An 11,591-nucleotide genomic window follows, 5' to 3' on the forward strand; every position below is an offset into this window, starting at 1 on the left:
ACCCATCACCGGACGATCTGTGGGAAAAGACCTTCGCCAAGCAGAATGCCTGGCGCGACCGCTTCTCTTCGGTCCCATTCGAGGATAAAGGCGGGTCGCATCCCAGCCGCTACTATCAGGACATTGCGGTTGAGCGAGTCCTGGAGGCCGTTGCTGCGGGTAGGCTTCGCATTCTCCTCACATTGGCGACCGGCACCGGCAAGACCTTCATCGCCTTTCAAATCGCTTGGAAGCTCTTCCACAGCCGCTGGAACCTGAGCCGCCAACCGTCCCGACGTCCCCGTATTCTGTTTCTGGCCGACCGGAACATTCTAGCCGATCAGGCCTACAACGCTTTCTCCGCTTTTCCGGAAGACGCGCTGGTGCGAATTGAGCCGGATGATATCCGGAAGAAGGGCAAAGTGCCGAAGAACGGCAGCCTGTTTTTCACCATCTTCCAAACCTTCATGGCTTCGACAAGCTCAGCCACCGGGGCTCAGAGGGGATCAGCCATCGAGCGATCGGCAGATTCTGTCTCTTGGACTCGATCTAACGTGGGCCCGCATTTTGATGAGATATCCGAGATCACGGATGCCTTTGGCTACATGTATATCCTCGAATGCTCAGATGGGAGCCTATACACGGGAAGCACGACCAACCTGCGAATACGTCTAGAGCAGCACAAGGATCAAGACGGCGCACGACATACTGCTGTACGCGGGCCAGTCAAACTCGTCTATTACGAGACCTTCGAACGCATTGATGAGGCATTTGCCCGTGAAAAGCAGGTACAACATTGGAGCAGGGCAAAGAAGGTAGCGCTGATCAAAGGTAATATCGACCTTCTCAAGCAACTGTCATGTGATCGATCGGTCCCCGAGCCTGTCGAGGGGTATTTCGGTGAGTATCCACCGGACTTCTTCGACTTCATCGTCATCGATGAGTGCCATCGTGGTGGGGCGAACGACGAAAGCAACTGGCGCGGTATCCTTGACTACTTTGCTCCGGCCGTGCAGCTCGGCCTGACTGCCACGCCCAAGCGTAAAGACAACGTGGATACCTACGCCTATTTCGGCGAGCCGGTCTATGTCTACTCCCTCAAGGACGGCATCAACGACGGCTTCCTGACGCCGTTCAAGGTAAAACAGATCTCCACAACGCTCGACGAGTATGTCTATACGCCGGACGACCAGCTCATCGAAGGCGAGATCGAGGCGAAGAAACGCTACCAGGAGAGCGACTTCAACAAGATCATCGAGATCAAGGAGCGTGAGAAGAAGCGTGTCGAGATCTTCATGGGCCAGATCAACCAGCAGGAGAAGACGTTGGTTTTCTGCGCCACGCAGGACCATGCCCTGGCCGTGCGCGACCTCATCAACCAGATGAAGACGAGCACGGACCCCAACTACTGCCAGCGGGTGACGGCCAACGACGGTGAGCTGGGCGAACAATATCTTCGGGACTTTCAGGACAATGAAAAGACCATCCCGACTATCCTGACCACCTCCCAAAAGCTCTCAACCGGCGTGGACGCCAGGAACATCCGGAACATTGTGCTCATGCGGCCGATCAACTCCATGATCGAGTTCAAGCAGATCATCGGACGTGGGACGCGACTCTATGACGGGAAGGACTATTTCACCATCTACGATTTCGTGAAGGCGCACCACCACTTCAGCGATCCAGAGTGGGACGGCGAGCCGATCGAGCCGGAACCTAAGGCGGAACGGAAGTCAGTTGCCCCATCGACACCGTTGGTTGATCGTGCCCGCGAAGGGACTGCTGAGTATGTGAAGAAGACACGAATTAAGGTAAAGCTGGCCGACGGCAAAGCCCGCACCATCCAACACATGATGGTCACGACGTTTTGGCACCCGGACGGCACGCCGATGTCGGCACAGCAATTCCTGGAACTGCTCTTCGGCAAGCTGCCGGAGTTTTTCCACAATGAGGCGGAACTTCGCTCGATCTGGAGCGTGCCGGAGACGCGGGCCCGGCTGTTACAGGGGTTGGCCGAGAAGGGATTCGGCGCCGAGCAGATGGCGGAGATGCAACGAATCATCGACGCGGAGAACAGCGACCTGTTCGACGTGCTGGCGCATGTGGCCTATGCGATGGCTCCGCTTACCCGAGAAGAACGGGCTGCTAGAGCCAAGGTGGAGATCAGCACCCACTTCAACAGCAAGCAGTAGGCGTTCCTCGACTTCGTGCTTGCGCAATACGTCAGAGTGGGGGTGGAGGAGCTGTCTCAGGACAAGCTTTCGCCGTTATTGCGACTCAAGTATCACGGCGCCATTGCTGATGCTGTGGCCGACCTAGGGCAGCCAGAAGAGATTGGAAAAGTTTTCGTTGGGTTTCAGCGATATCTGTATCAGCCACAGGTGAGGCCTGTAGTGAGTGACTAATTAGCGAAAGATGGCCATAGCCGATATTCAAGAATATTTACAACTCATTCCTGCCGTGAACCGAGCGCCGCCGCATGCCGTATGGCTGACATACAATGCCGAAGCCGACACGCTGTACGTCAATTGCAAGAAGCCTGCTCATGCTACGGATAGTGAATTGACCGATGACGATGTAATCATTCGCTATGAGGGGGATGAGGTCATCGGGTTTACCGTGTTGCGTGCCAAGTCAGCGACTCAAAAAAAACCGCCTAATCTTCCCGACTCAGTAGCCACTCTTGGCTTGAGCCAGGGACAGCATGGGGTAGTGGGGCTTACCTCATACCCGCCTCTGTAAGAGACGAGACTTCGGGTCCTTCGCAGGCTGGACTATTCGAGGTCGTGTCAGCGAATAAAAGTAGAAATTGGGTGAAACTGGGAGCAATTCTGTGGATCAGCTCTTGCCCTTGAGCGGCATAAACTTGGCGGCGTGGGCATCCCGTTGGGGCAATTTCAGGAAGATGATGATTCCCGTATCCGAGCTTAGCGTGAATGTTCCGGTTCCCTTCAGGGTGTTCTCACCGGCTGGTATCAGTTCTACCTGCTCGTTGGTTTTCTCAAACCCCTGCTGGATCGTGGCCTTTGCCTTCGCGCCATCAGTGGAAATGGGTTTGTCTGAATGGTCGCTTACATACAGGAGGAGTTCCCCATCCTTGGCGACCAATTCGAGATGATACGGCCCTGCAGCCAGTGATTGCCCACCGTGAAAAGATTTCACGGGCTCGGCGTGTTTAGCCGAGTGGGCGCCGACTTGAACCGCTCCCAGCAAGCTTGCACACAGCACGACACTCCCAAGCAGATGTCTCACGATCAGTTCTCCTTACAGCTCAGCTGGATCTCCATTCATTGGACCGCATCAACTCTCAATGTTTCGGTGAGTGGTGATGGTGGTGTGGGCCAGCATCATCCGTATGGGACGGGGCCTTCTCTCCCTGCTCACCCTTCGGTTTCAAGGGCATGAACCTGGCGGCGTACCCGTCTTGGTTCGGCAGTTTCATGAATACGATGACCACGGTGCTCGGCGTGAGTGAAAAACTACCGGCTCCCTTGAGGACGTTGCCTCCGATCGGGTGGAGGTGCACCTGTGCCCTGTTCGAGCCTGTTTCAACCGTCGCTTTCGCCAACCCACCGTCGACGCTGATGATGTTGTCGGCGTGGTCCGTGACATAGACCGTCAGTTCCCCGTCCTTGGCCAGCAGTTCCATATGATACGGTCCGGTCATCCGCAACTGTCCGCCGTGCGGGGCCTGAACCGATTCAAAATACTCATCGGTATGGGCGCCGGCTGATAGCGCAAGGGCCAGGATCATGACGGACAGTACACCAAACATCATGGTCTTCATACGTTGCTCGCCTCCTAAGGGGTCAGCCACGGGGCTACTTGAGTAAGTAGTCGGAAATGAGTGCGGCGAGTTCGGCCGGCTCGACGACTCCTTCGCGTGTCAGCAATAATTTACCATGCGCGAAGAAATGAGTGGTGGGATAGGTTTCAAAAGTGTGGGTTTTTTTGATTTCGCGACAGCGCCCTGGGACATGCATTTTGGCCTTGCCGACTTTGATGGTCGGGAACTTCGCCGCAGTCGTTTCCAGAATGGGATCGTAGGTCTTACAGGGCTCGCAGGTGGCGAGGCCATAGGCGACCACCGCACCGGAGCTGTCGGTGAATTCGTTATAATTCGCGTCGCTGACGTCGAGGACGGTGCTCATAGGCAAGTGCGGAGTTCTGAGTGCGAAGTGCTGAGTTAGGAGAGGACTCTCTCCCAGCTCAGCACTCAACGCTCGGCACTGTTTAGTTCAGTTTTGCCAGCGCGTCCAGAATTTCCTTATCTTCTCGCGCTGTCTTGATTTCCTGTACCTTCGCATAGGCGACCTTGCCGTTCTTATCGACGATCACGGTCGCGCGCTTGGAGCAGTTCAATGGCTCAAAATACAGACCATAGGACTTGGCGGTCGTCCGGTGGACGTCCGACAACAACCGGTGCTTCAGGTCCAGCGAATCCGCCCAGGCTTTGTGGGAGAAAAAACTGTCGCAGCTGACGCCGAACAATTCGGCATTGGCGGACTGGAACTTCGGGAAGTCGTCGGTCAAGCATTTATTTTCACCCTGGCACACAGGGCTCCAATCCAGCGGATAGAAGCAGAGCACGACGTTCTTCTTGCCCTTGTAGTCGCTCAGCTTCACGTCCTTCTGGTCTTGATCCTTCAGATTGAAATCCGGTGCTGTATCGCCCACTTTAATTTCCGGTGCCACGTCACTCATCGCAAACCTCCTTATTAGAACATCTATGGATGATGGCTGTACTGAGGTCTCGGATAGGTAGGACCCCACGCGAACCATAAACTTTGTAACCTGTGTTTTGAAGGGATGTCAACGGCCCGATAGGCCTACAAGTTGACATGCGTGGGCATGGGCTGTGGGAGAGATGGACTTACGAGGCCTGTAATTCTCGGAATCCCAGCATCCGCCCGGCCGGGGCAGCGGTTCGGTAGTTTCGCACGCGAACCGTACGACCGAGCAGAGGAAGGTCGAGCGTGGTCCCCACCTTCATCGGTTGGCCCAATCGCAACACTTCGGTGCCCGACGCAGACAGAATGTCTTTGGCGGAATTGTCAGGGAGTCCCTTCGCCGAAAACAGTTCAATCTCGTCCACCCCAAACTTGCTGAGGCCAAGTGAATACGACCAGACTCGGTCTGGATGCACGGTGTCGTCATGAACAATGGAAACGTGGTCATCCAGAAGGAAACTGGAAAGCGCGCGTTGCTGCCAATCCGAGGGGTTCACGTAGGCCTGCGTGATGACATCATAGGCGGTGCCTTGGGACAACAGTGTCAAACAGCGCGCCAGCCGTGCCGCTAGGAGGACGGTATCCGGCATGTCCCGAGGAGAGGTAATCGAGGGAGCGATGGCGCCCATAAGCTCATGTTCCCAGGACAATTGTTTCATGATCTCCGCGACATGACTGGCCGGAAGCGGCATGACCACATGGGCCGACCATGGGCCGTGGGTGGCCTGCCAGGACTCGGATGATCCCTCTTCGTGCTGGATCACGAGCGGTCCACCGTACTCTCGATCGTACAGGGCCTTTACTTCGTCCGTACCGGGGGCGGTACCTCGATATCCGATAAAGTAGAGGGGGGGGCGTTTAGCCGAAGGTTTGGGCGACTTTTTCCGAATTCTCATTTGCCGGCTTTCTTGGCCTTGCGACGATCTTCCGGGTGCAACAGTCGCTTCCGCAGGCGAAGGTTTTGTGGAGTGATCTCTACCAGCTCATCGGCTCCAATATATTCCAACGCGAATTCTAAGGTCATCTCACGCGGAGGGGTCAGCACCAAGGCCTCGTCGGACCCGGAGGCACGCATGTTGGTGAGATGCTTCTCCTTGCACACGTTCACGTCGAGATCCTCATCGCGACTGTTCTGGCCGACGACCATGCCACGGTAGACGTCGATGCCGGGTCCGATGAACATGGCCCCCCGTTCCTGGGTCATGAAGATGGCGTACCCTGTGCTGACCCCATCTTCGAATGCCACGAGTGAGCCATGCGGGGCGACGATCAGATCCCGTTCTTCCGCCCGCTCATAGGCCGAAAACACATGATGCATGATGACGGTCCCGCGGGTCTTCGCCAGCAACATGTTCTTCAATCCCATGATGCCGCGGGTCGGAATGTGATATTCCAGATGCATCTCGCTCGTACCGACGTCAGAGTGAATCAGCCGCATGTGCCGCATCTCGCCGCGGCGTTTACCGATCTCCTCAATGACGGTACCCTGATAGGTCTCCGGTACTTGAATGGTCAGCTCCTCGTACGGCTCCATGACGGTGTCGCCTTCACGATGGAGAATGACTTCCGGTTGGGAGACCTGCAGCTCGTACCCTTCCCGTCGCATTTGTTCGATCAACACGGAGAGATGAAGCTCGCCTCGCCCCGCCACGAGAAATCGATCGGCGCTGTCGGTCTCATTGACGCGGAGCGAGACATTGGTTTCCAGCTCCTTGAACAGGCGCTCGCGTAAGTGGCGGGAGGTGAGGAACTTCCCCTCGCGTCCGGCGAAGGGACTGTTATTCACAGAGAAGGTCATCTGAACCGTCGGCTCGTCGATCGTCACGCGTGGGAGTGCGAGCGGATGCTCCGCATCGGCGATGGTATCTCCGATGCTCACTTCATCAAGTCCTGCGACCGCGACGATTTCTCCGGCCGCCGCTTGTTCCATGTCGGCTCGGTCCAGGCCGGAATAGACGGCCAGATCAGACACTCGTCCAGGAATCTGGGCGCTGTTCTTTCCGAGGACCATAACATTCTGTCTCCGGGCAATTGAACCGGACTGGATTTTGCCGATCCCCATCTTACCCTTGTAGGAATCTTGCACCAGAGCCAGGACGAGAATTTGGAGCGGGGCATCGACGGTAATCGCTGGGGCCGGGATCTTCTCCAGCACCGTATCGAGCAACGGCGCGATATCCGTTCCTGGTTTGTTCACGTCCAGCGTGGCGATGCCTTTAAGGGCTGATGTGTAGACGATCGGAAAATCGAGTTGTTCGTCCGTGGCGCCAAGATGAACAAAGAGATCGAAGGTGCGGTTGACGACGTCGTCGATCACCGCGTCCGGACGGTCGATCTTATTGATGACGACGATGGCTTTGTGGCCCAACGCTAAGGCTTTCCGCAACACGAAGGTCGTTTGCGGCATGGGTCCTTCTTTCGCATCGACCAGAATCAAGACGCCGTCGACCATTCGCAAGGTTCGTTCGACTTCTCCGCCGAAGTCGGCGTGGCCCGGCGTGTCCACGATATTGATCTTCACGCCTTTGTACGTGACGCTCGCGTTTTTGGCACGGATGGTGATCCCGCGTTCTCGCTCCTGATCCATGGAGTCCATGATCCGTTCGCCCATGTCGTCGATCTTCCTGTGGACGTGGGTCTGGCGGAGAATGGCGTCGACGAGCGTGGTCTTGCCATGATCGACGTGAGCGATGATCGCGATATTGCGGATATCGCTCCGACGGTCATGAGGGGCGCGTACAGTGGACATGGTGACGGTGCTTCCTTAATAAAATAGATGGCAAAAAAAGACGCCATTCAGTCATGGCGCAAACAGAGGAGTATACCCAAATGAGATCTTGTGTACAAGGAAGATTTTTCGGGAAGCAGACCAATCAAGAAGCTACGGGTTCTGTATGCGTAGTGGCTGGTGATCACGCCTAGCCGACTGGGTTGATGAGACGGTTAATTCTGACAACGAGCTGTTGTGGATGAAGTGGTTTAAGAATGTAGTCGTTCGCACCATTTTCGAGTGCTCGTTTGACATCCTGTGCGTTGTTATCGGATGGCAACTGGCACTTCTTCCCATCCTGCCTGCTTTCTGATGTAGGTCATGAGGTCTAGTCCGCTAACCACAGGGAGCGGAATGTCCAACAAGACAAGGTCGGGTGGGGGCATGGAGTCGATCAGGCCTTGCGCGCTTTGGTCGTCCTAGGCATGGATCACTTCATCCTGAGCTTGTTCTAGATTCAAGCGGATCAGGTCGGCCGTATCTTCCTCATCTTCTACCATCAGCAAGAGCATCATACGGATAACCGTCGGGGGGCTAGTCGAAGACCACATGGACTGACTCAAGATAGGTCGCTAGTCCCTGCAACTCTGTCTCAATAGGGGATCGTGTCCCGGTTTGTGCGGCGATCTCGATCGTGGCCGCCATGGCGGCGAGCTGATCAAATCCATACATTCCAGATGCCCCCTTCATGCCATGGGCAATCCGGCCGGTGGTCTCGAAGTCTTGTTGCCAGAGGGCCTCGCGCATGGCCATCACTTCTTGCTTACGCTTGGCCAGAAACTTCGGCACCAGCAGCTCGAAATCAGGATCGACATGAACGATGATTTTGCCTCCGTCGGGCATGGACCCTGTCGAGAACTGGTCACTCATCGGTGCTCTCTCCTTTGACAACTGGTGCCTCGCTCGCTGCCCGGCCCCTTACGCCGCTTCCTGTGTGTCAGGCTCGGGTGTACCGAGCAATGACTTCGAGCAACGTCTTCTTTTTGACCGGCTTGGTGAGGTGCGCGGTGCAACCGGCCTCCAGGCTTTTCTCGAGATCATCTTTGAATGCGTTGCCAGTCAGTGCGATGATCGGCGTCGGTTTCTGTTGCTGCGCCTGTTCCCAACCGCGAATGGTTTGTGTCGCTTGAATCCCGTCCATCATCGGCATTTGCAGATCCATGAACACTAAATCGTAGGCGGAGGATTGAAACTTCTGGACGGCGATCTGTCCGTGCTCTGCCATCTCGAGTCGATAGGGGGTGTCCTTGAGATACAGGCTGATGACATCACGATTCTCTTCAAGGTCCTCGACGAGTAGAATCCGGGCTGATCGAAGAGCCGTCGGGGGTTCTCTGGGTGTATTTCGGTCCACTGAAACCGAGGTAGGAGATCTCAAGTTCAGCGCGAACACAAGCGACTCCAGGAGACGTCGTTGGCTAATAGGCTTATAGGCGTAACTTGAGATGCCGATAGTTGCAGCTTGTCGGGAGGCTTCTCCCAGCCTGTCGGAAAGATACATGATCAGGGGGAGTGTGGCGTACCGAGGTCGTGTGCGGATGGCCTGTCCAAGATCAAGTCCGGTCATGCCGGGCATCTGGTAGTCCAGGATCGCAAGGTCGATCGTCAGTCCCTCACGCTCGGCGCGATCCAGCTCTATCAAGGCGTCCGTTCCATTCTTGACGTCGATCAGCTGGACGCCCAAGGGGGAAAGATATTCCTGGATTACGCGTCGATGAGACTCGGTATCATCCACCAGCAGGATGCGTCGCCCACGGAGGTTCATGGGGGCCGGTGGTGACGGAGTATGCTGGGTTGGATCTTCTGGCAGCGGCATGGTGAATGAAAAAGTCGTTCCGATCCCGAGGGTGCTGGTGACGTAGATGTGTCCGCCCATGGCATCCACAATACGCTTCGAAATACTCAACCCGAGGCCCGTCCCGCCATACTTTCTGGTTGTCGAAGAGTCAACCTGCGTGAAGCTCTCAAAAACGGTCGAGAGTTTGTCCTTGGGAATCCCAATCCCGGTATCGGTGACCGAACAGAGAATGTTCCCTTGTTCTGACTCGTCTGGGACGAGTCGAACGAGGATCTCTCCTCGTTCGGTAAACTTGATGGCATTGCCCACGAGATTGACGAACACTTGGCGAAGACGTGTGGGATCGCCGGTGACGAACGTCGGGAGGTCTGGATGGACAAACGTGATCAGCTCGAGCTGTTTGGCATGGGCACGGACGGCCAAGAGTTCAGCCGTCTTATCGATGAGGTCATGGAGGTCGAATGGCACGGATTCAATCTCCAGATGACCGGCTTCGATCTTAGAGATGTCCAGAATGTCGTTGATCAAGTCCAGCAGGCTGGTCGCCGCCCGGCTGAACCGGCCGACGTACTCCTGTTGTTCGACGGAGAGCGCCGTTTCTTTCAACAGCTCGGCCATGGCGACGATGGCATTGATGGGGGTACGAATCTCATGGCTCATTGACGCGAGAAATTCGCTTTTGGCCTGAGTAGCGGCTAGCGCTTGCCGATGAGCAAGTTCTAATTCCAGGTTCTTGGCAGTTATTTCAGCGGTATGCCGCCCCAGCTTCTCTTCAGCCACCTTCCGCTCGGTGATATCCCGAAGGAGGCCGGTGAATCGGCGACGGTCTCCCCAATTCATTTCGCTCACGGCGAGGTCGAGAGGAAACGTGGAGCCATCTTTGCGAAGTCCGATCGCTTCGCATCCAGTACCGATGATTTTGGCCTGCCCTGTTTGCTGATAGTGGGCGAGATAGCCGTCGTGCTCGCTCTGGTAAGGCTCCGGCATGAGCCGCTTGACGTTCTGCCCAATCATCTCAGCGGCGGTGTAACCAAAGAGCCGCTCGGCAGCGGGATTGAACGACTCAATGGTCCCCTGCTCGTCGATGGTGATGATGCCGTCGACGGCATGGTCGACGATTGCACGTAGCCGCATCTCTTGATCTCGGAGGGCCATCTCAGCCCGCTTGTGAGCTGTCACATCTCGGCAGGTGCATAGGAGCCAGTCGTCAAGCGTGCTGTGGGAAGGAAGGATGGCTAACGAGACTTCGATGGCGACCGGATCACCTGATTTTGTTTTTCCAGTCACTTCTCCTCGCCAATGGCCCTTTCCCAGGAGTATGGGGAAATAGGAGTTTTGAATTCTGTTCTGCCACTCAGGCGTATAGAGGGTGGTCCACGACTGCCCGATCAAGTCAGTTGGTTCATACCCGTACATCGCGGCGTGGACTTGATTCATATAGGTGTAGTACCCCTCGCGATTGAGTAAGGCCATTCCATCCGTGCCATGGTCAATGGCAAAACTGAGCTTGGCTTGAGAGAGCTTGGCCTGTTCCGCTGCGGTCGCAGCAGCTTCCACCTGGATCTGACGCCGGCGGAGTTCCAGCAGGTTCATGACCTGACGTCCTAGGACGGTGAGCGCGTGACGTTGATCGGCGGTGAGTTGCCGAGGCACCCGATCGATGACGCAAAGAGTCCCGAGAGCGTACCCGTCATGAGTGAGGAGTGGGATGCCTGCGTAAAAGCGGATGAAGGGTTTCTCAGTGACTAACGGATTGTCAGCAAAACGGGGATCGTGAAGGGCGTCGCGTACTTCAAGGATTTCTCGTTGCAAGATGGCATGCGCGCAGAACGCGATGTCACGAGATGTTTCACAAACGGTCACCCCGACTTTCGCCTTGAACCACTGTCTGGAAGGATCGACCAAACTGACCAGTGCGATGGGGGTCTGGCAGAGCTTGGCAGCTAGTTCCGCAAGGTCATCGAAGGCGTGCTCAGCTTCGGTGTTAAGGATCTCGTATCGATGTAAGGCTTCAAGCCGACAGGGTTCATTCTCTGGTAGTGGAGCCTTCATAGGCTTTGTGACGGACTAGGCGTTTGCACGGATCACCGTGTTGTCTTGCGGAATGATGAGCGAGGAGAAAGAACGCCGGCGCTTCGTCCTTCCTTGCAAACGAGGGACCATTTGTGCAACTACCTAAATAATAGATTTGAATCATCCAATATTTTATCTAAGCCGTCAACCATATGAGGAATTGTGTGCGCCGGTTGGGTGGAAAGCCTTGCTTGAGTTTTCACACGGCGCATTGTAAGTTCTGACGTACCTCACGACTCAC

The 11,591-nt window shown here is 55.8% G+C and carries 10 protein-coding genes and 2 pseudogenes; 3 read left to right on the forward strand and 9 right to left on the reverse strand.

Annotation, left to right across the window (positions count from 1 at the left end):
• From ACYX34_RS00240 to ACYX34_RS00250, 3 genes and pseudogenes are all read left to right on the forward strand, one after another.
• Nucleotides 1–1,694: pseudogene (locus ACYX34_RS00240) on the forward strand (DEAD/DEAH box helicase family protein); the annotation flags it as partial.
• A 243-nt stretch (nucleotides 1,695–1,937) separates the two neighbouring features.
• A pseudogene (locus ACYX34_RS00245) lies at nucleotides 1,938–2,384 on the forward strand (type I restriction-modification enzyme R subunit C-terminal domain-containing protein); the annotation flags it as partial.
• 10 nt (nucleotides 2,385–2,394) lie between these two features.
• Nucleotides 2,395–2,721, forward strand: coding sequence for a DUF2283 domain-containing protein (locus tag ACYX34_RS00250; protein ID WP_462074546.1), 327 nt, complete (start codon nucleotides 2,395–2,397; stop codon nucleotides 2,719–2,721).
• 96 nt (nucleotides 2,722–2,817) lie between these two features.
• Here ACYX34_RS00250 and ACYX34_RS00255 read toward each other — a convergent pair whose 3' ends face one another.
• The 9 genes from ACYX34_RS00255 to ACYX34_RS00295 all read right to left on the reverse strand — a co-directional run bounded on the left by ACYX34_RS00255 (nucleotide 2,818) and on the right by ACYX34_RS00295 (nucleotide 11,329).
• The gene (locus tag ACYX34_RS00255; protein ID WP_462074547.1) at nucleotides 2,818–3,231 is read right to left on the reverse strand and encodes a hypothetical protein; all 414 of its coding nucleotides are present in this window, start codon (nucleotides 3,229–3,231) and stop codon (nucleotides 2,818–2,820) included.
• Nucleotides 3,232–3,286: 55 nt separating this feature from the next.
• Nucleotides 3,287–3,766: a hypothetical protein gene (locus ACYX34_RS00260; RefSeq protein WP_462074548.1), complete on the reverse strand. Its 480-nt coding sequence runs from the start codon at nucleotides 3,764–3,766 to the stop codon at nucleotides 3,287–3,289.
• Nucleotides 3,767–3,800: 34 nt separating this feature from the next.
• Nucleotides 3,801–4,130 carry a thioredoxin family protein gene (locus ACYX34_RS00265; RefSeq protein ID WP_462074549.1) on the reverse strand — a complete coding sequence of 110 codons (330 nt, stop codon included), beginning with the start codon at nucleotides 4,128–4,130 and terminating at the stop codon, nucleotides 3,801–3,803.
• 82 nt (nucleotides 4,131–4,212) lie between these two features.
• Nucleotides 4,213–4,683: a redoxin domain-containing protein gene (locus ACYX34_RS00270; protein ID WP_462074550.1), complete on the reverse strand. Its 471-nt coding sequence runs from the start codon at nucleotides 4,681–4,683 to the stop codon at nucleotides 4,213–4,215.
• 169 nt (nucleotides 4,684–4,852) lie between these two features.
• Nucleotides 4,853–5,605 carry a hypothetical protein gene (locus ACYX34_RS00275; RefSeq protein WP_462074551.1) on the reverse strand — a complete coding sequence of 251 codons (753 nt, stop codon included), beginning with the start codon at nucleotides 5,603–5,605 and terminating at the stop codon, nucleotides 4,853–4,855.
• Nucleotides 5,602–7,458, reverse strand: coding sequence for a translational GTPase TypA (gene typA, locus ACYX34_RS00280; RefSeq protein ID WP_462074552.1), 1,857 nt, complete (start codon nucleotides 7,456–7,458; stop codon nucleotides 5,602–5,604). The genes ACYX34_RS00275 and typA overlap by 4 nt, the downstream gene beginning before the upstream one ends.
• Nucleotides 7,459–7,898: 440 nt before the next feature.
• Nucleotides 7,899–8,030 carry a hypothetical protein gene (locus ACYX34_RS00285; protein WP_462074553.1) on the reverse strand — a complete coding sequence of 44 codons (132 nt, stop codon included), beginning with the start codon at nucleotides 8,028–8,030 and terminating at the stop codon, nucleotides 7,899–7,901.
• Nucleotides 8,014–8,349: an Hpt domain-containing protein gene (locus ACYX34_RS00290; protein WP_462074554.1), complete on the reverse strand. Its 336-nt coding sequence runs from the start codon at nucleotides 8,347–8,349 to the stop codon at nucleotides 8,014–8,016. The genes ACYX34_RS00285 and ACYX34_RS00290 overlap by 17 nt, the downstream gene beginning before the upstream one ends.
• A 67-nt stretch (nucleotides 8,350–8,416) precedes the next feature.
• On the reverse strand, nucleotides 8,417–11,329 hold the full coding sequence (locus ACYX34_RS00295; RefSeq protein ID WP_462074555.1) for a PAS domain S-box protein: 2,913 nt from the start codon (nucleotides 11,327–11,329) through the stop codon (nucleotides 8,417–8,419).
• Nucleotides 11,330–11,591: the final 262 nt, after the last annotated feature.

This window comes from Nitrospira sp. CMX1 (assembly GCF_054902215.1).